The organism is Peribacillus frigoritolerans (assembly GCF_001636405.1).
GTDB lineage: Bacteria > Bacillota > Bacilli > Bacillales > DSM-1321 > Peribacillus > Peribacillus frigoritolerans.
In genome coordinates, this window is record NZ_KV440950.1 from 166,065 (window position 1) to 190,079 (window position 24,015).

21 protein-coding genes and 2 tRNA genes are annotated in these 24,015 nt (G+C 42.0%); 2 read left to right on the plus strand and 21 right to left on the minus strand.

Features of this window, described 5'->3' with window-relative positions:
- Positions 1-83 precede the first annotated feature (83 nt).
- The 10 genes from cysK to spoIIE form a co-directional block, all read right to left on the minus strand.
- Positions 84-1,010 carry a cysteine synthase A gene (cysK, locus tag A6755_RS00865; protein ID WP_034316291.1) on the minus strand — a complete coding sequence of 309 codons (927 nt, stop codon included), beginning with the start codon at positions 1,008-1,010 and terminating at the stop codon, positions 84-86.
- Positions 1,011-1,140: 130 nt separating this feature from the next.
- Positions 1,141-2,037 carry a peptidyl-prolyl cis-trans isomerase gene (locus tag A6755_RS00870; RefSeq protein ID WP_063589563.1) on the minus strand — a complete coding sequence of 299 codons (897 nt, stop codon included), beginning with the start codon at positions 2,035-2,037 and terminating at the stop codon, positions 1,141-1,143.
- A gap of 19 nt (positions 2,038-2,056) precedes the next feature.
- Positions 2,057-2,938 (minus strand): Hsp33 family molecular chaperone HslO, encoded by an 882-nt coding sequence (gene hslO / locus A6755_RS00875; protein WP_034316295.1) that lies wholly within the window; start codon positions 2,936-2,938, stop codon positions 2,057-2,059.
- A gap of 26 nt (positions 2,939-2,964) precedes the next feature.
- Positions 2,965-3,744 (minus strand): type III pantothenate kinase, encoded by a 780-nt coding sequence (locus A6755_RS00880; RefSeq protein ID WP_034316297.1) that lies wholly within the window; start codon positions 3,742-3,744, stop codon positions 2,965-2,967.
- Positions 3,745-3,910: 166 nt separating this feature from the next.
- On the minus strand, positions 3,911-5,968 hold the full coding sequence (gene ftsH / locus A6755_RS00885; RefSeq protein ID WP_084737279.1) for an ATP-dependent zinc metalloprotease FtsH: 2,058 nt from the start codon (positions 5,966-5,968) through the stop codon (positions 3,911-3,913).
- A 117-nt stretch (positions 5,969-6,085) separates the two neighbouring features.
- Positions 6,086-6,625: a hypoxanthine phosphoribosyltransferase gene (gene hpt / locus A6755_RS00890; protein ID WP_034316382.1), complete on the minus strand. Its 540-nt coding sequence runs from the start codon at positions 6,623-6,625 to the stop codon at positions 6,086-6,088.
- A 32-nt stretch (positions 6,626-6,657) separates the two neighbouring features.
- A complete protein-coding gene (tilS, locus tag A6755_RS00895) occupies positions 6,658-8,052 on the minus strand; it encodes a tRNA lysidine(34) synthetase TilS (protein WP_034316299.1) in 1,395 nt (464 codons plus the stop codon).
- A 93-nt stretch (positions 8,053-8,145) separates the two neighbouring features.
- Positions 8,146-9,144: a protein kinase domain-containing protein gene (locus A6755_RS00900; protein ID WP_343929707.1), complete on the minus strand. Its 999-nt coding sequence runs from the start codon at positions 9,142-9,144 to the stop codon at positions 8,146-8,148.
- The gene (locus tag A6755_RS00905) at positions 9,110-9,847 is read right to left on the minus strand and encodes a VWA domain-containing protein (RefSeq protein WP_034316300.1); all 738 of its coding nucleotides are present in this window, start codon (positions 9,845-9,847) and stop codon (positions 9,110-9,112) included. The genes A6755_RS00900 and A6755_RS00905 overlap by 35 nt, the downstream gene beginning before the upstream one ends.
- 191 nt (positions 9,848-10,038) lie before the next feature.
- Complete coding sequence (gene spoIIE, locus A6755_RS00910; RefSeq protein ID WP_034316302.1) at positions 10,039-12,513, minus strand: stage II sporulation protein E; 2,475 nt, start codon at positions 12,511-12,513, stop codon at positions 10,039-10,041.
- Positions 12,514-12,840: 327 nt separating this feature from the next.
- Here spoIIE and A6755_RS00915 point away from each other — a divergent pair.
- Together A6755_RS00915 and A6755_RS00920 are read left to right on the plus strand one after the other, a co-directional pair.
- Positions 12,841-12,914: transfer RNA gene (locus tag A6755_RS00915), tRNA-Met, on the plus strand.
- Positions 12,915-12,934: 20 nt separating this feature from the next.
- Positions 12,935-13,006 (plus strand) — tRNA-Glu (locus tag A6755_RS00920).
- A gap of 166 nt (positions 13,007-13,172) precedes the next feature.
- Here A6755_RS00920 and A6755_RS00925 read toward each other — a convergent pair.
- From A6755_RS00925 to pth, 11 genes are all read right to left on the minus strand, one after another.
- Entirely contained in the window at positions 13,173-13,628 is a 456-nt protein-coding gene (locus A6755_RS00925) for a S1 domain-containing RNA-binding protein (RefSeq protein ID WP_034316303.1), read from the minus strand.
- Between the two features lie 81 nt (positions 13,629-13,709).
- Positions 13,710-14,096 (minus strand): FtsB family cell division protein, encoded by a 387-nt coding sequence (locus A6755_RS00930; protein WP_034316305.1) that lies wholly within the window; start codon positions 14,094-14,096, stop codon positions 13,710-13,712.
- 13 nt (positions 14,097-14,109) lie between these two features.
- Complete coding sequence (gene yabQ, locus A6755_RS00935; protein WP_063589564.1) at positions 14,110-14,742, minus strand: spore cortex biosynthesis protein YabQ; 633 nt, start codon at positions 14,740-14,742, stop codon at positions 14,110-14,112.
- Positions 14,739-15,047 carry a sporulation protein YabP gene (gene yabP, locus A6755_RS00940; RefSeq protein ID WP_034316308.1) on the minus strand — a complete coding sequence of 103 codons (309 nt, stop codon included), beginning with the start codon at positions 15,045-15,047 and terminating at the stop codon, positions 14,739-14,741. Before yabP ends, yabQ begins: the two co-directional genes overlap by 4 nt.
- 76 nt (positions 15,048-15,123) lie before the next feature.
- Positions 15,124-15,387 carry an RNA-binding S4 domain-containing protein gene (locus tag A6755_RS00945; protein ID WP_034316386.1) on the minus strand — a complete coding sequence of 88 codons (264 nt, stop codon included), beginning with the start codon at positions 15,385-15,387 and terminating at the stop codon, positions 15,124-15,126.
- A 23-nt stretch (positions 15,388-15,410) separates the two neighbouring features.
- Positions 15,411-16,883: a bifunctional methyltransferase/pyrophosphohydrolase YabN gene (gene yabN / locus A6755_RS00950; protein ID WP_063589565.1), complete on the minus strand. Its 1,473-nt coding sequence runs from the start codon at positions 16,881-16,883 to the stop codon at positions 15,411-15,413.
- Positions 16,876-18,498, minus strand: coding sequence for a putative polysaccharide biosynthesis protein (locus tag A6755_RS00955; RefSeq protein ID WP_063589566.1), 1,623 nt, complete (start codon positions 18,496-18,498; stop codon positions 16,876-16,878). The genes yabN and A6755_RS00955 overlap by 8 nt, the downstream gene beginning before the upstream one ends.
- Before the next feature lie 178 nt (positions 18,499-18,676).
- Positions 18,677-19,213: a stage V sporulation protein T gene (spoVT, locus tag A6755_RS00960; protein WP_034316314.1), complete on the minus strand. Its 537-nt coding sequence runs from the start codon at positions 19,211-19,213 to the stop codon at positions 18,677-18,679.
- Between the two features lie 187 nt (positions 19,214-19,400).
- Positions 19,401-22,937 carry a transcription-repair coupling factor gene (gene mfd / locus A6755_RS00965; protein ID WP_063589567.1) on the minus strand — a complete coding sequence of 1,179 codons (3,537 nt, stop codon included), beginning with the start codon at positions 22,935-22,937 and terminating at the stop codon, positions 19,401-19,403.
- 155 nt (positions 22,938-23,092) lie between these two features.
- Complete coding sequence (gene fin, locus A6755_RS00975) at positions 23,093-23,323, minus strand: anti-sigma-F factor Fin (protein ID WP_034316319.1); 231 nt, start codon at positions 23,321-23,323, stop codon at positions 23,093-23,095.
- A gap of 105 nt (positions 23,324-23,428) precedes the next feature.
- On the minus strand, positions 23,429-23,989 hold the full coding sequence (gene pth / locus A6755_RS00980; RefSeq protein ID WP_034316321.1) for an aminoacyl-tRNA hydrolase: 561 nt from the start codon (positions 23,987-23,989) through the stop codon (positions 23,429-23,431).
- Between the last annotated feature and the right edge of the window lie 26 nt (positions 23,990-24,015).

Sequence of the window (24,015 nt, forward strand, 5' to 3'; positions counted from 1 at the left end):
TTCGGAACACTTCTGCAAACATTACTGCAAAAAGAAAAGCAAAGCCCCTAAGGAACTTCGCTTCTCATTTTTAGCGTCTTGTCTTACTCAAAGTTATATAATGGCGTACTTAAGTAGCGTTCACCATTACTTGGTATGATGGCAAGTACCTTTTTGCCTTTTCCCAGTTTATCAGCCACTTTAATGGCAGCTGCAATTGCACCTCCAGAAGAAATTCCGCCAAGGATTCCTTCTTCTTTTGCTGCGCGGCGTGCATAATCAAAGGATTCCTCTGTATTGACTTGAATGATTTCGTCATAGAGATCTGTATTCAATATAGTTGGAATGAAGCCTGCTCCGATTCCTTGGATTTTATGAGGTCCTGGAGTCCCTCCCGATAATACTGGGGAATCCGCAGGTTCAACAGCGTAAATTTTAATGTCAGGGAATTTCTCACGCAGGACTTCACCGGCACCTGTAATGGTTCCGCCAGTACCGATTCCGGCAACGAATGCATCCAGGCCTTCATCTCCAAAGGCTTCAACGATTTCAGGGCCTGTAGTGTTCCGATGTACTTCAGGGTTGGCTTCGTTTTCGAATTGCTGTGGAATGAAGTAACCTTTTTCTTTAGAAAGCTCAGTCGCCTTTGCGATTGCACCCTTCATTCCTTCAGGCCCAGGAGTAAGAACTAATTCTGCGCCATAAGCGCGAAGCAAGTTACGGCGTTCCAAGCTCATCGTCTCCGGCATAACCAGAATTGATTTATAGCCCTTTGCCGCAGCTACCATCGCCAGGCCTATTCCAGTATTTCCGCTTGTAGGTTCAATGATCGTATCACCTGGTTTAAGGGTACCATTTTTTTCTGCCGCTTCGATCATCGCAAGGGCGATACGGTCTTTTACACTGCTGCCTGGGTTAAAATACTCAAGTTTCAAATAAATATCTGCACTGTTTTCATTTTGAAGCTTGTTTAACTTAACAATAGGTGTTTGTCCAATTAAATCGATTACAGAATTAGCTATACGTGCCATTTTCTCCACTCCCTTGTCATTTCAATACCGAGTATGTTTATTGGTTTTATAATTTTAAAGTTACCAGTTTTAATAGTTCATTGTCAATGATTATATACTATATTCTAAATTTTCTCACACAACCATTGACCTACTTTTCTTCCTTCAATCCATAAAACCATTCTACATCAAATTCGTCCCAGAAAATTTTCCCTGAGACCGGTGCCTGAATCTGTTCAAGAGCTATTTGGCGGCGAATCTTGTCTTTAACTTCGTCATATTCATATTGCTTGCCCTCTATTCTTTCATGCAGGTAGAGAACGGCCCAGCCATCCTCCGTTTGGATTGCATCACTCCACTTTTTAACCTTCAATTTCTCGGCAGCGGTAATGTATTCCTTGGATACTTGCTCGTTATCCTGTGATATATAACCCATGTCGCCCCCTTGATTGGCAGTAAATTCATCAAGGGACTTTTCCATCGCCAAGACTTCAAAGGAGACACCTTTCTCCAGTTCACGTATGACTTGGTCTGCCTGCTTTTTTGTAGACGTGGTAATATGTGAAATATGGAAAGCAGTAGGGATTCTATAGATATCCTTATTATTATCATAATAATTCCGCATTGCCGTTTTGGAAACCGAAACATCCTTGGTGAGGAGCTTCTCGAGGAGGAGACTCGACTGAATTTCCTGCCTCAATTGATCGTTACTTTTATTAAGGTTCTGACCGGCAGTCCCATACATCGTTTTCATCATTTTAAGTTCCCGATCTAGCTCTTCATCCGAAATTTTCACTTTGAATTTTTCAGCTGCCTGTTTCACTACCTCTTTATCGACCATTTCCTCAAGTACATCTTCCCCATATCTTTTTTCGAGTTCATTCATCCATGCGTCCCGGGAAATATCCTTCGACCCGACCTTCGCGGCCGTTTCTTCCCCAATGACGGTTTTTGAAATGATTAGTGGTTTTATGACAAAGATAATGATAGTCAATAGGTTCAACAAGGCAAGGCCAGCAATAATTGCCCGAAGCTTGTGTTTTGGCAAACCCTTTATCCCCCGTACATTATTTTTTGGTTTCTGCTTCCAGTTCCTCAAGTTGTTCCTTAGAGAATTGGTAGGTCTGATTACAAAAATGACAATGCGCCTCCGCTTGTCCGTCTGTCTCTATAATATCCCGAATCTCAGCCTGCCCCAGGCTGATTAATGCATTCGCAATTCTTTCCCTTGAACATTGACAGGAGAACTGGACATCCACTTTTTCTAATATATTCACATTTCCCTCACCTAATATTTCGGTTAGGATTTCTTCAGGAGTCATGCCGTTTTGAATCATCTTGGAAACTGGAGTAATCGTGCTTAGTCTTTTTTCGATTTTGGAAATCGTATCATCGGATGTACCCGGCATCAACTGAATGATAAATCCGCCCGCTGCAAGGATTGAATTATCCGGATTCACCAGGACCCCAACCCCCACTGATGAAGGCACCTGTTCGGAAGTAACAAAGTAATAAGTGAAATCTTCACCCAGTTCTCCAGATACAAGCGGTACTTGCCCTGAAAAGTAATCACGAAGACCAATATCTTTCACAACAGTCAACAAACCATCGGTACCCACCGCTTTCCTGACATCCAGCTTACCTTGCTCATTCAAATCAAAGTGGGTTTGCGGATGAGTGACATATCCGCGGACTTCTCCCTTTGCATTGCTGTCGACCAGGATGGAACCAATCGGACCACCGCCCTCGATTTTAATCGTCAGCTTTTCTTCCCCTTTTAACATTCCACCCATCATAACGCCTGCCGTCATAGCCCGTCCAAGGGCAGCCGAAGCAGTGGGCCATGTATAATGGCGTCGCTGAGCTTCTCCTACGGTGTCTGTTGTTGAAACAGCATATGCACGAACCTGTCCTTCATAACCTAACGCCTTTATTAGATAATCCTTCATTTATATTGCTCCTTTCATGCTTTGTGTTACTTCTTCACTTGCTCACGATTACGTTTATAAATCAGCTGCAAACCCTTCAAGGTCAAAAATGGCTCCACAACGTCAATAACAGTAGACTCATTAGCAATTAAGGTAGCCAGTCCGCCTGTCGCTATTACCGTTGGTTCTAGATTACTTTGCGCTTTAATTCGATTAACGATTCCTTCTACCTGCCCAACATACCCATACAAAATGCCAGCCTGCATGGCGGACACCGTATTTTTCCCAATAATCCCTTCCGGACGGCTGATTTCTATTCTCGGAAGTTTGGCTGCCTTTGAATAAAGTGCCTCAGTAGAAATATTTATACCCGGGGCAATGGCTCCTCCCATGTATTGTTTATCCTCATTTATGTAGCAATATGTAGTTGCCGTACCAAAATCCACGATAATGAGAGGGCTTCCATATTCCTGAATGCCAGCAACAGCATTAACGATTCGGTCCGCTCCCACCTCACGGGGATTTTCGTATTTAATATTCAATCCAGTTTTTATTCCAGGTCCAACTATAAGCGGTTTAATTCCAAAGTATTTTTTGCACATGCGTTCAAGCGCAAACATAATTGGCGGAACTACCGAAGAAATAATGATTCCATCAAATTGATCAAACGCAAGACTTTCATGCTGCAGCAAAGACTTTATGATCATTCCATACTCATCTTCTGTCTTGTGACGGTTAGTCTCAATTCGCCAATGATATTTTAAAATATCTTCATCGTATACGCCTAATACGGTATTCGTATTCCCAACATCCAATACAAAAATCATCGTTTCATCACTCCGGTAAATTATTCTCCAACATCATACCACACTGTTATTTCCCACGCTATTAGTCGCACTTTTCGGAAGGTATCCCAGGAACTTTATCATAATTAATTTAAAAGTTAAGAAAAGGGTATTTCCGAGGCGGAAATACCCTTTTGAATTTAGTCGATTAAGACTTTTTATTGTCGTCTTCGTTCGGGAAGGAAAGCGGCTGATCTTGAGGTGCACCTTCTTTGATTGGAGGAGTATTCAATCCTTCCTCCGTTATTTCAAGGTCCTCAGGTCCTCTTTTATCCAATGGATCTAATAGGGCCTCTTTTTCTTCCTTCTTCTTATTGATGTTCACCTTGACATCATCAGTGGTTAAATTCCCATTCAGGGCCGTATAATCCCGATCTGGCAATTTACCATTATGGAATAAACCTTTGATTTGTTCCGCATCAAGTGTTTCCACTTCAAGCAGGGTTTTTGCAACCAAATCAAGTTTTTCACGATTTTCAGTAAGGATCTTCTTACATCTTTCGTAAGCTTCCTTGATGATACGTTGAATTTCAAGATCGATTTCATATGCTATTGCATCTGAATAGTTTTGATCATTGTTGAAATCGCGGCCTAGGAAGACCTGACCTTGAGAATTACCGAATTGAAGCGGTCCGAGCTTACTCATTCCATATTCCATAACCATGCTACGAGCTATGCCCGTTGCACGCTGGAAGTCGTTATGCGCACCGGTACTCACTTCTCCGAATGTAACTTCTTCGGCTACACGGCCACCCAATAGTCCTACGATTTTATCTTTTAGCTCAGGTTCCGTCATGAAGAAACGATCTTCTTTCGGCAGCATGACTGCATAACCGCCGGCTTGACCACGAGGGACAATCGTAACTTTATGAACGACTTCGGCATCATCCAGAACCAGCCCAATAATGGTATGGCCTGCTTCATGCCACGCTACGATATTTCTTTCCTTTTTGGAAATGACACGGTTTTTCTTGGCAGGTCCGGCGATAACGCGATCCGAAGCTTCATCCAAATCGGACATGTCGATCTTCTTCTTATCTTGACGGGCAGCAACAAGCGCCGCTTCATTCAGTAAGTTTTCAAGATCTGCACCAGAAAATCCTGGAGTACGCTGAGCGATCGCTTTCAAATCGACTGTTTCCGCTAATGGTTTATTGCGTGCATGCACTTTCAGCACTTCTTCACGGCCCTTAACATCAGGGCGGCCTACCGTTATTTGACGGTCAAAACGTCCCGGACGCAATAATGCCGGATCCAATACATCAGCACGGTTAGTCGCAGCGATGATGATGATTCCTTCATTACCACCGAAACCATCCATTTCCACCAGTAATTGGTTCAATGTCTGTTCACGTTCATCGTGACCGCCACCAAGACCTGCGCCACGTTGACGACCGACTGCATCAATTTCATCGATGAAGATGATACATGGTGCATTCTTCTTAGCATTTTCAAACAAATCACGAACACGGGATGCACCGACACCAACAAACATTTCAACGAAATCAGAACCACTGATTGAGAAGAAAGGAGTTCCGGCTTCACCAGCTACTGCTCGTGCAAGTAAAGTTTTACCTGTACCAGGAGGCCCAACTAAAAGTACCCCTTTAGGAATACGGGCTCCAAGCTCGGCATATTTGCGAGGATCTTTCAAGAATTCAACGACCTCGACAAGTTCCTGCTTTTCTTCGTCCGCCCCGGCAACATCATTGAAGCGAACTTTTTTCTTATCATCATTATACAATTTCGCCTTACTTTTCCCGAAGTTCATGACGCGGCCACCACCGCCGCCCTGAGCTTGGTTAAGTAAAAAGAAGAAGAGGATAAAAATGATTACAAATGGAATGATGGAAGTGAAAAATGTCACCCAGCCACTTGTTTTTTCTGGAGGTTCCACAGTGATGATGTCCTTATCCAACTTGGTTACGGCATCATTTATCCGACTTTGCGAATATTCACTGAAAGGCACGTACGTCACAAAGAATTTGTTTTCCTCATAACCTTTGAGCTTTCCTGTGATTTCAAATACACTGCTTTCGGGCTGCATCGTCAGTGCAGTAACGTCCCCATTCTCCAAATGCTTATAGAATTCATCTTGGGTCATTTTCTCCGTTGGTTCATTGTTATTATTAAAAATGCTTACAATCCCAATGATGACCAAAAAGATCAGTAAATAAAATATGGTATTACGGAAGATCCGATTCATCCCTTACCTCCTCCCACGGGTAAACAAACTATAGTAAATACTATCATATAAAATTAATGAATTACAATAATTTAACACCGCTGTTTTTATCTGGTCTTCCCTTTCAAACAGGTACGATTAATTCGAGTAAATTTCAGGCTTCAATATGCCAATATACGGGAGATTACGATACTTTTCCGCAAAATCAAGACCATATCCGACAACAAATGCATCCGGAACGATGAACCCGGCATAGTCAGGCGTGATATCCACTTTCCTGCCTGTTGGTTTATCCAATAAGGTAACGATTTTAATTGATTTTGCTTTTCGATAACGGAAAAGTTCCGCAAGATAGCTAAGAGTCAAACCGCTGTCGATAATATCTTCGATGATTAAAATATCCCGGCCTTCAACCGATGTATCAAGGTCCTTGATGATTTTCACTTCACCGGACGATACAGTGGAGTTACCATAGCTCGAAACATCCATAAAGTCCATTTCAAGATGTGTATCCACACGTTTCAGTAAATCTGACATAAATGGCATGGCGCCTTTCAGCACTCCGATGGCCAACGGGAACTTACCTTGGTAATCCGCTTCTAGCTGCGCACCCAATTCCCTTATTTTCAATTGAAGTTCTTCCTCTGATATTAAAACTTTTTCAATGTCGTTTTGCATGGTCATTGTAATTAATTGCCCCCCATGAAGAATTAAGCTTTTTTATATTCTAAGTAAATTAAAGATTTTTCATCAGAAATTATATCCGGCTCAACATTCGACTTCTTTAAACCGGGCAGCCAAATCGCCGTTCCCGTTTGATCGATGATGACCGGCCACACATTTCTTTCTAGCATCGGGATCTTTTCATTAATAAAAATATCCTTTAACTTTTTAGTTCCACCTAATCCCTTGACGGCCATCCGTTCGCCTTCATTCCTGGTTCGGACTGTAAGCGGAAACTGAACAGCTGATTCGGGAAGAATAAAAGAATGATTTCCCCTAAGTACCGGAATTTCTTCTTTTATATAGTGCGCTTTAATCTTATATCCATTCGGAAGAATAGTCTCACCGGGAATTTGTAATTTTAGGGAATATTCACGGCTTTTTTGCCGAAAAAATCTAAACGTGCAAGTTTGATATGATTTTTCCGCAATAAGGCCCTCCGGAAGATGCAATTCTGCAGATGGTTGAGGATTCAAAAACAAAACTAAAAGTTGGTCAATATGTAATGCCGAAAGCGATGAAGGTCTCTCCAAATAAAGATAGTTTAATATTAGTTGAATCGCCCTTCTTTGTAAAGGTTTAGGCATCGCGAGAACCTTATCAATCTGAATAACCGCTTGATCTTTATCCTGCTGGATCCAAACCTCGGACATTTTGCTTGAAACCAGGTTCAAAAAAAACTCTTCATCTTCATATAGCTCTTCACTGAATCGTTGAAAATGCTCATGAACCTTTCTATTTTCTTTCTTTAAAAACGGAAGAACTTCATGTCTAAAACGATTTCTTGCATAGACACCCGTTTCATTGCTCGGATCAAACCTTGGTTCAATATCATGAAGGCCCGCATATTCGATTATTTGGCTTTTCGTGATTTCAAGAAAAGGCCTGATCAGATCCCCTGTATGAAAACGTCTCTTTATAGGAATACCCGCTCTTGCCTTGCCTGTCGCCCCTCTTGTTAATCGCATGAGCATCGTTTCTATTTGATCATCTCCATGATGCCCCAGGACAAGCGTGGAGGCTTGATGCTTATCCATCACTTCCTCATAGAAAGCAAAACGCAGCTTTCTTGACGTTATTTGTGAACTTTCCCCCGTTTGTTCCATCCGGGCAGGAACATCGATCCTTTTTCCCTCAAATGTAATGCCCCACCGTTCACAAATATGCTCGACATATTTATAATCCCCATAGGATTCTTCACCACGAAACATATGGTCAACACTTGCTACAATCATCTCGTAATGAAAAAGAGGTTGAATTTCCTTAAGGATATGGAGAAGCACCAGCGAGTCCGGTCCTCCGGAAACACCTATTAGCAACTTCGAGTTTTCCTTAATCAATTCGTTTCTATAAATGGTGCTCAGAACTTTTTCCTTTAACATACAATCTTCCTTCTTTATGGACAGGCATTAGTTTTATACGATTGAATCATGAAATGGTTTCAACCATTTCATGGCATTCACCTAATAACTATATCATAACAACTGTTCATATATGTAAAGAACATAGAGCATCGATATGATGGCAACCAGCAAAAACGTTTCAAAAAAACCGCCGCTTTTCTTTTTTGATTGGTTTTGGGACCTTCTTGCTTGTCTTGTTGAAGGCTGCACGGTTTGCTGCTGACCCGTCGCTGTCTGGTTCGGGCCCTTTTTCCTCGAATGATTTTGCTTACTTAGCACCGTTACCAGATCCTCCCGCATTTGGATGGCCGAATCATACTGTCCGCGGAGCGCCTTATCCAACATCTTCCTGTATGGATGCAATTCCTTTTTCTGCTTAATTAAGTCGTTAAGCTGTTTATACCCCTCCCCTTTCTTCTGAAAACGTCCGGAATAGGCAGAATTGATTATAATCATTGCTACAGCGAATAAGTCATATTGCGGATCGGCCTTTCTTGATCCAAGTCCCCAGTACCCCCTGTCAAAAAACTCGGTGAATTCTTTAACAGACCGCCCGATCAAGGTGGTTCCGCCAACATCCACGCACCGTACCTTATAGGCTGGTGATGTCACGATCAAATTCTCGGGTTTCAAATCACCGAACACCCAGCCATTGGAATGCAAGGCAGACAAGCTTGTTAAAAGCTGAAGCATCAAGACTCCAATCCATGACGACCCTTTCTTATCAATGAAACGCAAAAAATCGTGTCCATGGATATATTCCATGACATAAAAAGGGAGCTGCTTTCCTGTTTTCATGAAATCATCCGCTTCCAAAAAGGAAGGTCCAAGGGTAGACCCCTGGACCTTTGAAAAGGATTTTAGGATATTCATCTCCGAAATAATGGACGTCCCATTATCACTGAGCTTTAAAGCATAATGACGATTTCCGCTTTCAACCAAATAAACGATCCCGTTCGCTCCACACCCCAATTCCTTAATTATTTTGTACTGGTTTTTATTCCATTTTCCAGTGACCAAACTGCCAGGCAGAAGTTTACATTGATTCCTCAAAGTATTGTTCATCATCATGTGATAACAATCCCCTCAATGAACGTTTTTTATTGAAATGAGTTAAAGCTTCACGAATGGCTGGACCTGTCGGAGTGAGTCCCCCTGTACTGAGCTTAGGAAAAGTTGCCGTCAAGGCTTCGAGGTTCGGGGTCCAATCCAGCAACTTTTCAACGTCATTTCTTTTCCCAGGAAATACGAATACGGAAAAACGGCTGTCACCCATCCTTGCATTCATACTAAGGGAAAGATCTAATAAGGAATCTTTTACTGTAGGCAGTTTATGTTTCATGCTTGCACTGGTATCAACAAGAATCAGTACTTCGAGCTTGCTTGTTTCCCCAAGCTCATCGACCACCTCCATCACTTCTCCCCGTTTATCCGGCGGAAGATCCTCCATCGTTTTTGAATCTCCTAGTATTTGTTGAAGTTCGCGATTGATAACTCCCTGTATTGTTTGAGTCATCGCCTTTTGTGTCACCATCTGGACGGTTTGGGACAACTGCTGCGAATAGACTACTTGACTTACGCCACCTCCTGAACCAGCAATCTTCTCGATTTCCTTAAGTCCCTTTTCATCTATCACATCATTTTCCATTACACCTATGACATTGATGGTTATGCCTTGCTCCCTTGCTAATTCAGCCATGGCAGACGGCTCCTCACCATGATTTGAACATCCGTCGGTTATAAGCAAAATCTGTCTTAATGTTCCTGCTTTCATGTTTTGCTCTCCCTTCCTATCAATTTGTTACCATAATTGACTAAAAAAGGGGAAATTATACGCAAAAGACATTACATCAAGTCATATCATGGAGCGGAATGATTGAAAAGAGTTCATCCCTTTACCTTTTATCCTTCTTCCATTTACACCACCTCATTTTGGGTTTTATTTATTTTATATATAAACGGCCCCTACTGGGCCTTTTTACGTTTTGGGGAAACGGGAATGGATGCCCATTTCGGTGTGTTATGCTTAATTTTCGATGTCACCACTGTCATGTCATCATCTATGATGCCTTTCGTTCGGATGACCTCTTCCAATATTAAATCAGAGATTTCCTGCGGATCGTCAGTTTCCATTTCCTTGATTTTTCGTTTTAGCCAGAACTCGATATTTTCGACATGTGAGGGGCCATCGAACACTCCATCGCTCATCATGATTAATATATCCCCTGCCTTCAGCTCTTCTGATACTACATCAACATCGAAATCCTGGATGATCCCCATAGGGAGGTTACTTGATTCAATTTTTATTATCCTATCCCCCCTTTTAATGAAACTCGGTATCGAACAGATTTTTAAAAACTTAGCCCTTGCGTCCTGAAGATCAATCATTGCCAAATCAAGAGTCGAAAATATTTCATCGGTAGTGCGTAGAGATAATACGGAGTTTACGGATTTAATGGCTATTTTTTCTTCTATTCCCGATTGTAAAAATTTTTGTAGCAGCTTCAATGTTTCTGTACTTTCAAAATGGGCCCTTTCCCCATTTCCCATTCCATCACTAATGGCTATTGCGAATTTGCCGCAGCCAATTTCCATGGTCGTAAAACTATCTCCTGATACAAGCCCTCCCCCCTTGGCAGCATGAGCCACACCCGTTTCGACCGTGAATTTTTTTGCTGACCTAAATATCACCTCACATTGCCCGCTTGGATACGTTGCACACTCTTCTGAATGAACGACTATCGTTTCCCCTAAAATGTCTGAAAGCATAGGTGCAATCAACTTTTCACATTCCCCTCTGCCCTGGCAGTATGGGACACTCATCTCTATATCAACATTTCCTTGTTCTAGACTGTATATTTCCACATGGCCTATGTGCAGGCCAAAATCCTGGATGGCTTCCAAAATGGATTCTTCATGTACATGATGATTCTTCCTTTCCCTTTGAATTTCTTTTGCAAAATCATCCATTACTGCCGAAACGCCCCGCAGTTGATCCGCCACTAGCTTCCGACTTTCCTTCACCTGCCTTTTTAATTTTTGGTTAGCTTCAAAATAAGTAAGCTCCTGTGATATCGCCCCAATCACCTGAGGCCCGCGACTGCAATATTTCCCCCATTCTTTCGAAGTTTTTTGGGGGAGCTGACCATTATTTTCACTTAATTGAAGCATGATTTCCTGCATGCCGTCATAGGTTGTATTAAAGTTCTTGGACCAGCATTGTTCCTTTTTAAAACAAAGCTGGCACGTCTTTTCCGTTACATTACTTAAGAAGTAGTCGAATTCTTTCTCATCTTCCTCCAGTCTTCCCCTTTCATCCACTTGGGAAAAGCTATTAGAGAGCGCCTCAAATACATGTGAGAATTGCTCCACCCTTTGAGCGGTGACATCCCTCACTTTTCGGGCATACTGCTGCTGTTCATCAGAATTCTCGACTGTTCCCGGTATATGTTTCGCTATTTTGTTGATGATGGATGACGGAGTCAATATAAATAGGGCCACAGCTATAAGTGATTCATAAAGGGTCACCATAATATTATTGGTGCCCTCACCATATAAACCTATCAGTAATGTAGCAATCAAGAGGCCGCTAGCAACCCCTATCTTCCTTCCCTCCTTCAACAGTCCGCCCAGAAGCCCTGAAAATGCGAGAAGGCTCATTTGATATAGACTGGCAATACTTGCTAAACTGAATATCAATCCAGTAACTACACCTACAGTGGAGCCTATGGCGGCCCCTCCCGCCAGCCCGAAGAGGAGGACCAGGTATCGCGAGAATATATGGTCGAGTGATAAATCGTATATCATCCAGCCGATGGTTCCGGTCATCACCGAAGCCAGCAAGATGATGATGCTGACAATTTCCTCCGTCTTTAATGACTGGGACTTTGTCCTAACGGTCAGCATCGGGATGGACTGTATGAAGATTAAAGTTAAAATCATCGCGAGTCCCGCCTCTACTCCTATCATCATCAAGTCGTACAGCTGAATCGTTCGAAATACCAGATATTGCTCGGCCAGGTTGACCAGGAATAGTGAAGCGAAGACGTACATCGACATCGTCTTGAATTGTCCTTCCACGGCGGGCTTCTTGATCTTATGAAATAACAGGAGCAGGAACGCCGATGCAAAGATGACTAAACTATTCGAATAGTGAACGGTCAGCCCACCTGCAATCAATCCGAATAAAGCCAGTGGAGCCCTATCACGTCTCATGAGAAAAACGGCTGCGAAAAACGGAAGTCCAAATGGTGCCAGCTGCGAAAGAATTAAAGCCCTTCCTAATAAAAAACCGATGATTGCTAAAGAGATACCTTTTTTTATGAATATGTCTTCACTCTTCATTTGCAGTTGTTGGATCCAATTGATGGCCCCTGCCTTCGCTTCTTTTAACTGAACATCTCCAAGAGGTTCCATCATAGGTCTTTCCACTTTTTCCATTTCAACACCCCATTCGTATTAGTGATTTTTATTATAAAGAGGGCTTGTCTATTTTTTTGTCAGAATTTTATAAGCGGATAAGAAAAACGTTCGACGAAATTCTTCTTGAATAATCATTTGTATACAGGTTTTTGTGCCATTTTTTCCAATACAGAAACGGGTGTTCTTTTTTTTTTGAAGAAAAGCAAAGTTTTTAGGTTATTTTTGCGGAAAATAACCCGAATAAATAATCAAGAAATGGAAACCGACAAACTTTAATATTTTTGTTGACATTTTTTCTTCACGAATGTAAGATATAACTTGTGCTTCAGTAGCACTTATCATTATGGCGGCGTAGCTCAGCTGGCTAGAGCGTACGGTTCATACCCGTGAGGTCGGGGGTTCGATCCCCTCTGCCGCTATCTTTTATCATGAAACTTTTGGCCCGTTGGTCAAGCGGTTAAGACACCGCCCTTTCACGGCGGTAACACGGGTTCGAATCCCGTACGGGTCATCAAATACCAAAAGCGCCTCTGCACACTTATATCAGTAAGTGTACAGAGGCGCTTTTTTCATGTCGTACTATAATAAAAGAAGACAAGCCGGCAAGCTTGCCTTTATCTACACTATGAATAATTTCACAGGAAAAGTTGCTAAACTATTATTTTTCAGCAGCAGTTTTATCCGCGTCTTCCTCCTCGACCTCCCCGTTTCGTTTCGGTGCTACGTTTTAGGGTCGTTAAGCGGTCTTCGCTATCTTTTAAGAATTTAGCCATTTTTTGCTCAAAGTTTTCTTTCGGTTGGAAACCATTTCCTTTCGAGCGGAAGTCTTTGGAACGGCTGTCATTCCCTCTACCTTGGCGCGGACGTGGTGTGTATGCAGGTTTTTGCTCAACTTCAGGACGGTCTATCGCTTTTTTTATGGACAAGCCAATCTTGCCATCTTTAACGTTGATGACTTTCACCTCAACTGTATCGCCCACTTTTAAATGATCATTGATATCCTTGACATAGTTATCAGCCACTTCACTGATATGGACAAGACCGGTTGAACCTTGAGGTAGCTCTACAAATGCACCAAAATTAGTTATGCCTGTTACTTTACCTTGTAACTTGCTGCCTACTTCGATTGACATAAAAAAAATGTTCCTCCTTAGAAATGTTAAAAAAATCTCTTCACCCTATATTATAACGAAAGTAAAAAAACAGTGTCAATATTAGTCACTATCTTCCTTCCCTTTTGGAAGGGTAAAAATGATTTCACCTTTTTCAGACAAGAAATAATCCCGCCTTGCTATTTTTGCTATATAGTCGTCATCATTAAGCTTTACGATTTCTTCTTTAAGAAGGGTCTCGTCTTTTTTCAATTCAGCTAACTTTCCCTTCAATTCTTGCTTTTGCTGAACTTTCTCATCCAGTGCAACATTTTGCGTTATGAGGGTGGAAACGGCAAAAATCAAAAAGACAGCGGCGAAAACTGAGTAAAGGGTTAATCTACGCATTAGACCACGCTTCTTTTTTTCTACGGTTTGTACTTTTTTCTCTTGTTGAGCGACGTAGGGATTTTCTATTTTTGCCACTTTCCGTTTACGCAGGCTACTCATTTTTTATCGCTCCTCATTTCTTTTTATTTCTCCATCCATTTAGCGTTCTAAATATAGAATTCTTTATTTTCAATAAAATCCCTTTTCCTTTATTATAAAACTTCCCGACGTTTTTCGTAACAAAAACCGGCAATAAATTCCATATATAAGTCAGAATCCATTTTAATGGTCTCCAGAATACATTCAAAATAAAGAGAAGTATTTTCCCCGCCCATTTTAATAAGGCCAAAATGAACTTACCTATCCCGATGATGATGGCTAATATGGATACTATTACCCATTTTATCGGTAGAAATATCAGCATGTGAACCGAATTCGCTATAAATCTCGCCAACTTTATCACAAGTATTATCAAAAACTCCAAAAAACGTTGATAGAATCCTTTGAAAAGTGCTTGATAAGCTGAAAAACCGCATAATAAGGCCAAAAATAAATAGAGGCGAAACTCTCCCTCATTCACTAAAAACAAAACATAAAAAATAAGGAGACCCTGAATGATCCAGAAAAGGAGGTCATGGATGAATACAATCCACCTTTTCCTTTCTGAACGATTCAGGAACCGGCTATACGTATCCAGGGCAGCTCCAAAGCCACTGCCCATGCCTATCATCGCAAGCAACGTATAAAATTGGATCGTTAAGGTCATTTGAACAACTTGCCAAAGAATCCTTTAGCTTTCTCCCCTGATTGCTCATCTAAATAAACAAGGTCGAAAATCTTTCCCTTAATGGAAACGATGCCTTTATCAACATCCAAATTCTTCATTTGCAAGTTTTGGCCCCGGATAGATAAGAATCCCATTGACGTTTCGAGCAGAAACTCTTCATTATCAAAGCTTTCGACTTGTTTGACACCGGTAATATCAAGTAAACGGCGGCCTTTCATCGTTACATCATGCTCTTGGGTCGTTCCCTTTGTGTAACCAGCATTCGGATCAATATATTGGCTCATTTTATCATCCCTCACAGTACCACTGATTTTGTACAAGTGTATGTCCGTAAGAGTGGAATTAGAACCAAGCCTGTCCTTACTCCTCCGCTAGCTTTTCTTCCTTTACGATGGTATACATATCTGCAGCCGCTTCTTTTTTCGTCGTTTCTTGAATTTTATCGACACGTACCGTAACAAGCTTTTGACCGAATCTTACTGTCAGCTCATCGCCATCTTTTACATTCGAACTTGCTTTGGCCTGTTGTCCGTTAATCGTGATTCTCCCTTTATCCGCAACTTCTTTCGCAAGTGTGCGGCGCTTGATCAACCTTGAAACCTTTAGGAATTTATCCAATCTCATCGACATTCAAATCTCTCCCTTAATTAAAGTCCTTTAGCTTTTGCTTCATCCCAATATGAATCCAATTCTTCCAATGTATAATCCTCAAATTTTTTATCTGCCCTTTGAATGCACTCTTCTATATATGTAAAACGCTGGTGGAATTTCTGGTTTGCTTTGTAGACGGCTTCTTCCGCTTGTATGTCATAATAACGTGAAATGTTGACAAGCGCAAAAAAGAGGTCGCCCAGCTCTGATTTTATTCTTTGGACATCCCTGTTCGGACTTAATATTTCCTCTTCCAATTCCTGCACTTCTTCCCGGACCTTCTTCCAGGCTTCGGAAACCTCATCCCAATCAAATCCAACCTTCGCAGCCCTTTTTTGATACTCTTCGGCCCGAAGTAAGTTGGGCAGCGATTTCTCAATACCATCCAGTATGGATTTCAGAGCTTTTGTTTCGCCCCCCTTTTCATCTTCTTTGATTTTCTGCCAGTTCACCAATACATCTTCCTCACCGTTCACTTCAACATCTCCGAATACGTGTGGGTGGCGCCGAATCATTTTTGCCGTAATGCCTTCAATCACATCATCTATCGTGAACATGCCCTCATCTTCACCGATTTGTGAATGAAGCATCACCTGAAGCAGGACATCCCCAAGTTCACCAACCATACCCTCATCGTCACCTTCATCGATGGAATCAATCAGCTCATATGCTTCTTCTATTAGATACTTCTTCAAGCTTTCATGAGTTTGTTTCTTATCCCACGGACATCCGTCAGGACCTCTAAGTTCTGCGATGACCCGCCGCAGCTTAGAAAACTCCCTATATCGTAAAGCTTCATCTTTAACGGGCGGTACATAAACACTCGTCAAGTTACTTAACTCCATCTGGCGGTCGAGTTCGAAGAGGGCGCATTTTGTCACTTTTTCCTGACTGCTGCCTGCCGCAGTTACGATATATACCTCGTAGTCATCCGGTAGCTTTTCCATCAAAGTCAGCTTCACATCGGATGCACTGAATGCGTCATACACCTGTCCGATTATCATATGCTGGGTAATGTGTAAATCATCCGGTGAAAGATCCGTTCCATCCAATAGCTGAAACCCTTCAATTGGATCGATCCTAACAGCCTGAAACAATGGGTCAAGGAAACTTTGCCCGCCTTCGAGCTTAATGGCTATTCCAAGAGCCGGACCCTTTTCAAGCAAAAGCTGTACCGTTTTTTCCGCAACCATGGGATGCCCCGGAACTGCGTATAAAACGGAACGGTTCGAGGCCTCGTGTAATAATGTTTCGGCAATTTCTTCATATACGTCTTCAAATTGGTCATGCTTTTCATATATCCCGTCAAACGCCGTGAAATTTATTCCTTCTCTTTTCAAATCCCCGATTACCGGATGATCAGCCGTTCTGACGTAGCATTGTTCCGTTTGAACCAATTTTTTATAAATCCCTAGTGGAAGCTGCTCTAAATCCCCGGCACCAAGGCCTATTATCGTAATCTCATTCATGATTTCGTATACTCCTATTCGTTATTATAAATCGTTTAAGCTTTGAACCTGCAGGTATAAGTGAAAGTTCTTCTTCACCAAATAAGCCTGCACGAAGGGCGGTCATCACAAACACGGCTGCACCGATCCCTACACCGATCAAAGCTTGGACCGTAGCTAACAACCGGCTATCGCCTGAGGACATCCATTCGAATAAACAATTGAATAAAACAACCGCCGCACCCATGTAAACCGTACTCTTCAGGATTATTAGCACATGCCGCTTTTCAATTAATGTCTTTTTGATATGTACTTTCAATACCACATAAAATAATACCGTCATGATCATATACGCAAGTACTGTTGCCGAGGCTGCTCCCGCGATTTTGTAATGGGGCACCAGAACAAGGTTCAAAGCCCACTTGCTGCCCACCCCCACAATCGTGATGATCACCGGCACGAACGAATGACCTAAACTTTGAATCACTGCCGCTTCCGCCATTATGAGGGATGTGAATAAAATCGATAAAGAGAATATTGCTAAAGTAATCGTCCCTTTAACATCAGTGAACAGCATATGATTGACAGGCTTCATCGTCACCACCAGCCCGATCGCAGCAGCGACTCCGATCGTCGCACTTACACGAAGCGCCAATTTGATCTTATTCAATAATTCAAGTTGACTTTTACTCTGAACGAATCCGGATATGACAGGTACTAGCGCCAATGCAAAAGAATTAGCCACGACTGTACCTAGCTGAAGCAAAGGCTGTCCTCGATCATATACCCCTTTCCATTCTTTGGCTTCCCTTTCCCCCATCCCCGTTTCCCTTAGCAGGGAATACAGGTGCAGTGAATCGACAAACTGAAACAAGATAAGGATCAAACCAGTAATGCAAAAGGCCAACCCTTGGAAAACCAGGGCTTTGGAAATTTTGATGAAATTCACCGGTTTGATTCTCATTCGTAAAAAAAGCTTCCATTCTTCTCTTAAAATAACGAAAGCAATAAGCAGTACCAGGCCAGTAATGCCGCCTGTTATCGAACCGAGGACCGCCCCCTTGCCAACAACATATTCAGAGTAGCCCTGATGCACGAATATTGTGGAAAGGACCAGAATCGTCAATACCCGGATGCACTGTTCAGCGACCTGCGAACTTGCCGTCGGTAACATGTCGTTTATTCCTTGAAAATAGCCTCTTAATACAGAAGAAATCGGCATTAATAAATAGGAATAGGCAACGATCCTCAGCAGACCGGCTAAATGCGGATCCTTCATCCATCCTGCAATCCAATCGGCGCCAAGGAATAGTGCAGCAAACATCATGACACTTATCGAACTTAAGACGACGAATGATGTCACTAATATGTCCTTGACCGCAAAGTTATTTTTGGAAGACTCCCGTTCTGCAATAAGTTTGGATATGACTACCGGAAAGCCGATTGTCGATAATGTAAAAGCAACCCCGTAGAAGGGATAAACCTGTTGATAGATATAAAACCCGATGTCACCCGCAATGTTCTGATAAGGTATACGATAGGCCGCGCTCAAAACTTTTACGATAATCGCTGCAGCGCTCAAAATCAGCGCACCTCGAAAAAGTTCATTTGATGTTTTATTAGGCTTTTCAGCCATTCTCTTTCCCCTTTTCACTCATATGTGGTAGTTATTATAGCATAATTCTAATGGTTATTTTTCAATCCCAGCAATACTGTAAATCATTTTCCATATCCGTTTCTTTTTTAGAAAGTGCAAAAAGGACAGCGCGAATGCTGCCCTTTCCATCTTTTAAGATATAAATGCATGTCCAAGGTTACTGTTCCATTTGTCTAGCTAGGAAGCTTGCTGCTGTTTCAACCGATTTCTGTTCCACTTCACCAATGGTGCTGTCTTTAGAGAAAATCAAGACGGCACCAATCGGGTCGCCACTCGCAATGATCGGAGCTGCAGTATAAGATTGGACCTCTTCATCATTGGAATCAACGAATGAGACTTGTCCGTTCGGAGACTCCAAAACAGGATTTCTTTCTTCCATGATCTTTTCCACTAGGTCACTAACACTTTTGTTTAAGTATTCTTTTTTGGAGCCGCCTGCCACCGCAATGTAAGTATCCCTGTCACAAATCATAACTGGGTTTCCAAGGCTATCATATAGTGCTTCTGCATATTCCCTTGCAAAATCGCCTAATTCACTAATTGGAGAGTATTTCTTTAGGATGACTTCACCATCTCTATCCACAAATATTTCCAGTGGATCTCCTTCACGAATACGGAGTGTCCTGCGAATTTCCTTCGGGATGACGACTCTTCCTAAATCATCAATTCGGCGAACGATACCAGTTGCTTTCATCTAATGTTGCCTCACTTTCATCTAATTGATTTGATAAATCCTCATTTTGTAGCAAAATCATCACCAGCTATTGTACTTAGTATTTTTCTAATGGTAAGTTCTATGCACTTTGAAAAAATTTTTCTTTTTGTTGCATTTTTTTACCATGGTACCTAAAAAAATTTCTTCAAGAGGACAATCATCAATTCTAGTTTTTAGTGGCTTGCGTCTCTTTTTTTACATACTGTAAACCCTTGGCCATCTCAAATAAGATATTGAGCCATTTGCTTTGTTCCACGCCTTTTATGTGCAGGACCAGCTTCATTCGATTGCCGTCCATGCCGAAGCCCACCATACGGCCATACTTCGATCCCAGCTCGAACACTTTTTGTCCATCCACATCGCTGCTGACCTTTTCCCTAAGGAGAATGCTGATTTCCTGCTTTAATTGTTTAATGCTTTCAATTCCGGCCTTTTCAGCATATACCTTCATTTCGGCAATCATGAATAAATAGGAAACCTCTTCTGGATACTCTCCGAAACGATCGATCATTTCATCCTGTAATTCTTCCACTTCTTCAAGTGAAGCGATACCTCTGAACCTTTTATACATTTCTATTTTCTGATGTCCATCCATTATGTAGGCATCAGGGATATAAGCATCCACTTCAACGTCAATTTCCAGTGTGTTCTTCTCTTCGACTTGTTGGTCATTGCGTTTCGCATCCACCGCTTCTTTCAGCATTTGTGAATACAGATCAAAACCAACAGAATCGATGAAGCCATGTTGTTGAGCCCCTAGAATGTTTCCAGCTCCCCTGATGGATAAATCACGCATCGCGATTTTGAATCCTGAACCCAATTCTGTAAATTCCTTAATGGATTGAAGACGCTTTTCTGCCACTTCCGTCAACACTTTATCTTTCCTATAAGTGAAGAATGCATATGCCACCCGATTGGATCGACCTACACGGCCACGCAGCTGATAGAGCTGTGAAAGTCCCATTCTATCCGCTTCATTCACGATAAGCGTATTGACATTCGGGATATCAACACCCGTCTCTATAATGGTTGTACTTACCAAAACATCATATTCGCCTTCCAAAAAGCCGAACATGACGGCTTCCAGTTCTTGCTCTGTCATTTGCCCATGAGCATAGGTGACGCGGGCATCGGGAACAAGCATGGAAATTTCTTCTGCTTTTCTTGCTATATCCTCTACCCGATTGTAAAGGAAATAAACCTGACCGCCCCTGGCCAATTCCCGTTCTATCGCTTCCGTTACCAATGAGCCATTATACTCCATGACATAAGTTTGGATCGGAAACCGGTTCTCAGGCGGAGTTTCGATGACGGACAGATCCCTCACGCCCAACATCGACATATGAAGGGTCCTCGGAATCGGTGTCGCAGTCAAAGTCAGTACATCCACATTAGTTTTTAACCGTTTGATCTTTTCCTTATGTGTAACGCCAAAGCGCTGTTCTTCATCAATGATAAGCAATCCCAAATCGCGGTACACGATATCTTTGGATAAAATCCTATGCGTGCCAACCACAATATCCACCGTGCCGGCCTTCAATCCTTTTATCGTCTCCGTTTGCTGCTTTTTAGTCCGGAAGCGGCTCATATGGCCAATCGAAATCGGATAATCCTGAAAACGCTCCCTTAATGTTTCATAATGCTGCTGGGCAAGGATTGTGGTCGGAACTAGAAACGCAACCTGCTTCCCATCCATTATGGCTTTAAAAGCGGCCCGGATCGCCACCTCTGTCTTCCCATAACCAACATCGCCGCATAATAAACGATCCATCGGCCGTTCCCGTTCCATATCCTTTTTGATTTCGACTATGGAACGTAATTGATCTTCCGTTTCGTTATAAGCGAATGATGTTTCGAATTCCCTCTGCATATCACCATCAGGTGAAAAGGCATAGCCCTTTGCCGCTTCTCTTTCTGCGTATAACTTGATTAAATCATCGGCAATGTTCTCAACGGATGATTGAACCTTGCTTTTGACACGTTTCCATTCCGTACCGCCTAGCTTATAAAGCTTCGGCTCTTTTCCTTCAGAACCGACATATTTTTGGACAAGATCAATTTGGTCGACAGGAACATACAATTTGTCATCCGCTTGATAACGAATATTCAGGTAATCTTTATGGACCCCATTTATTGTAAGGGTTTCAATACCCAAGTATTTACCGATACCGTGGTTAACATGAACGACATAGTCACCGATCTTCAGTTCGGAATAACTCTTGATTCGTTCTGCATTCGATAGTTTCTGTCTCCGTACCGATTTCTTTGACTTCTTATTAAACAATTCCGTTTCCGTGATGATACTGAATTTTTGCATAGGCAATTCAAAGCCGCTATTCAGACTGCCGCGTAAAATCTGTACTTTACCTGGAAGGATGCTGTCAGCATTAAACAGTTCTGCTGCCTCTATATCATAGTCGGCTAAAACCGAATGCAGCTTTTTTACCCGTTCTTCATCCTGTCCAAGTATGACGACTGTATATTTCCCTTTTTTCCAACGTTCCAGTTCAGCTTTGAACACATTCATCTGTCCATGGAAATTTTGCATTTGTTTACTGGCAAAATTCAGGATATTCTGAGGATTCGTATGCGGTACATGCCGTAAAAACAATGAAAGGTATACAAACGGCCTGCTGGATTTCATTATTAATTCCTGCATGGGATGAGCCAATTTAATGTCATGGATAATTTGTCCCTGACTTAAAAGGTCCGTGTACCAACCAGCCTCTTCCTTTTCCAAAGAATCATTGATTTCCTGGATTCTACTGATTTCATCTAAGAAAACCAAACCATTTACCGGTAAATAATCTATTAAACTAGCTGGATCTTCATACGCTAAACTTAAGTATTTAAAAATTTTGTCGGGTATATTCCCCATTTTCAGCTGTTCAAGTTCATAACTGATCGTTTGGACCAGCTGTTCCTTGGTTTTCTCGTCCTTAAGTTTCTTCAAGCTTTTACTTAATCCGCTCTCGAGCCTAGTTATGATTCTTTCGATATGCTCCGTCTCTAGCAAAGCCTCACTGACGGGACCGATCGTCACTTTCTTGAGTTTTTCGATGGATCGCTGATCTTCACTTGAAAAAGTCCTTATTGAATCTATTTCGGTATCGAATAATTCAATTCGTATTGGATTAGGTTCGGTGATCGGGTAAATATCGATGATACCGCCCCTGATACTGAATTCACCTGGAGAAGCAACCATTTCAGACCGGTTATAACCCATGGCAATGAATTTATTAAGCGTAGGTTCAAGCTCGATGTCTTCCCCTAGATTAAACGCTAGCTGATGCCTCTTCCAAATATCCTTTGGAGGAAGCACACGACGCACCCCAGGAATCGGGGCAATGACAATCCCTTTCTTTCCCTCTGCCCAAAAATTCAATGCCTCAACACGTTGGGCCCTTAATTCCGGGCTTGCAACACTCAAATCAGCCGCAATCAATTCATTGGCTGGATATATATATAACTCTTCCTCAGGAATGAAACTTGATAAGTCCTCATGGAATTTTTGTGCTTGCAATAAATTATGGGTAACCAATAAAATAGGCCTATTCGTCTTTTCATATACGGAAGCCAGCAATAGCGATCTCGAGGAACCTGTGAGACCTGAGACGATTTGCTCCTTAAGCCCTTCATCGATGCCGGCTATTAACGAATGAACATCATCTTGTTTGGAGAACAAGTTCTGCAATCCATTCATTATCTTTCCCCCCTCTCTTTAACGTGCGAAAAACCATTTGCTGTATTTGAACTTGGCCATCACCAAGATCCTCTTTATTAACGGCAACTTTTATGTGCCCTGGTATTCCAGACAAACGGAAAAATGCTTTGGATTTTGTCCAAAGCCCTCTCCCGCTAATGAATAATATAATCGTTTTCATATAAATCAGGGTTTCTTTGCAGCGATTCATGGCAATCTTCACATATCGCCCTTACATGCATATCCCCTTCAGAATCATAAACGATCATCTCTTGTCGCTCTTCATCGGTAAGTTGATTAAAACCTAACTGCTCCGTACTCAGTGAGTGTGCCTCGATTGAGCCCAGCTTAGTTCCGCAATGTCGGCATCGATAATGGAGAGCCATTTGGTAACCCCCTATTTTTGTAATAGTGTTAGTATGTACAAAAGTAGAGGGTTTTTATTCAGCGAAACAGGAAGATATTATTCTTTACTTATATCTACTCTCTGCTTATTGGTTATATTCGTTCATGACCTGTATAAATGGTTTTTCCAACCAGGCTTCACATGAAGCTGCGCTTTTTTCGATCGTTGCTCCGACATGATCCCATTCTTCAGGCGAAAAACGCCCTAATACATAGTCAGATACCGGAATGCGGCCAATCGGGCGGCCAATGCCTATTCTGATTCGATTGAATTCCTGTGTACCCAAATGGGCAATTGAAGATTTTATCCCGTTATGACCGCCTGCACTTCCTTTTTGACGAAGGCGAAGCTTTCCTGGAGGCAAATCAAGGTCATCATATATTATGACCACATCCGCGATATCCACCTTAAAGAAATGCATGACAGCCGAAATGGATTCTCCTGACAAATTCATATAGGTTAAAGGTTTAAGCAATAAAACTTTTTCTCCCTTTACCATTCCTGAACCATATATCCCCTTATGTTTTGCTTGATCAAGAGGGATCGACCATCTCCTGGATAACTCATCTATTACTTCAAATCCGACGTTATGCCGGGTTTTTTCATATTGTTTACCGGGGTTCCCTAACCCTACAATAATTTTCATGATTCACACTCCGTCATTACGGTTAT

What these genes read in the sequence shown, in the direction of transcription:
- yabN (WP_063589565.1), bottom strand. Translation starts at nt 16,883, where the DNA reads ATGAATGAGATTACGATAATAGGCCTTGGTGCCGGGGATTTAGAGCAG.
- hpt (WP_034316382.1), bottom strand. Translation starts at nt 6,625, where the DNA reads ATGCAAAACGACATTGAAAAAGTTTTAATATCAGAGGAAGAACTTCAA.
- tilS (WP_034316299.1), bottom strand. Translation starts at nt 8,052, where the DNA reads ATGTTAAAGGAAAAAGTTCTGAGCACCATTTATAGAAACGAATTGATT.
- A6755_RS00905 (WP_034316300.1), bottom strand. Translation starts at nt 9,847, where the DNA reads ATGAAAGCAGGAACATTAAGACAGATTTTGCTTATAACCGACGGATGT.
- pth (WP_034316321.1), bottom strand. Translation starts at nt 23,989, where the DNA reads ATGAAAATTATTGTAGGGTTAGGGAACCCCGGTAAACAATATGAAAAA.
- A6755_RS00945 (WP_034316386.1), bottom strand. Translation starts at nt 15,387, where the DNA reads ATGAGATTGGATAAATTCCTAAAGGTTTCAAGGTTGATCAAGCGCCGC.
- A6755_RS00880 (WP_034316297.1), bottom strand. Translation starts at nt 3,744, where the DNA reads ATGATTTTTGTATTGGATGTTGGGAATACGAATACCGTATTAGGCGTA.
- A6755_RS00930 (WP_034316305.1), bottom strand. Translation starts at nt 14,096, where the DNA reads ATGAGTAGCCTGCGTAAACGGAAAGTGGCAAAAATAGAAAATCCCTAC.
- yabQ (WP_063589564.1), bottom strand. Translation starts at nt 14,742, where the DNA reads ATGACCTTAACGATCCAATTTTATACGTTGCTTGCGATGATAGGCATG.
- A6755_RS00955 (WP_063589566.1), bottom strand. Translation starts at nt 18,498, where the DNA reads ATGGCTGAAAAGCCTAATAAAACATCAAATGAACTTTTTCGAGGTGCG.
- spoVT (WP_034316314.1), bottom strand. Translation starts at nt 19,213, where the DNA reads ATGAAAGCAACTGGTATCGTTCGCCGAATTGATGATTTAGGAAGAGTC.
- spoIIE (WP_034316302.1), bottom strand. Translation starts at nt 12,513, where the DNA reads ATGGAAAAAGTGGAAAGACCTATGATGGAACCTCTTGGAGATGTTCAG.
- cysK (WP_034316291.1), bottom strand. Translation starts at nt 1,010, where the DNA reads ATGGCACGTATAGCTAATTCTGTAATCGATTTAATTGGACAAACACCT.
- fin (WP_034316319.1), bottom strand. Translation starts at nt 23,323, where the DNA reads ATGGCTCTCCATTATCGATGCCGACATTGCGGAACTAAGCTGGGCTCA.
- mfd (WP_063589567.1), bottom strand. Translation starts at nt 22,937, where the DNA reads ATGAATGGATTGCAGAACTTGTTCTCCAAACAAGATGATGTTCATTCG.
- A6755_RS00925 (WP_034316303.1), bottom strand. Translation starts at nt 13,628, where the DNA reads ATGTCAATCGAAGTAGGCAGCAAGTTACAAGGTAAAGTAACAGGCATA.
- ftsH (WP_084737279.1), bottom strand. Translation starts at nt 5,968, where the DNA reads ATGAATCGGATCTTCCGTAATACCATATTTTATTTACTGATCTTTTTG.
- yabP (WP_034316308.1), bottom strand. Translation starts at nt 15,047, where the DNA reads ATGAGCCAATATATTGATCCGAATGCTGGTTACACAAAGGGAACGACC.
- A6755_RS00900 (WP_343929707.1), bottom strand. Translation starts at nt 9,144, where the DNA reads ATGATGATGAACAATACTTTGAGGAATCAATGTAAACTTCTGCCTGGC.
- hslO (WP_034316295.1), bottom strand. Translation starts at nt 2,938, where the DNA reads ATGAAGGATTATCTAATAAAGGCGTTAGGTTATGAAGGACAGGTTCGT.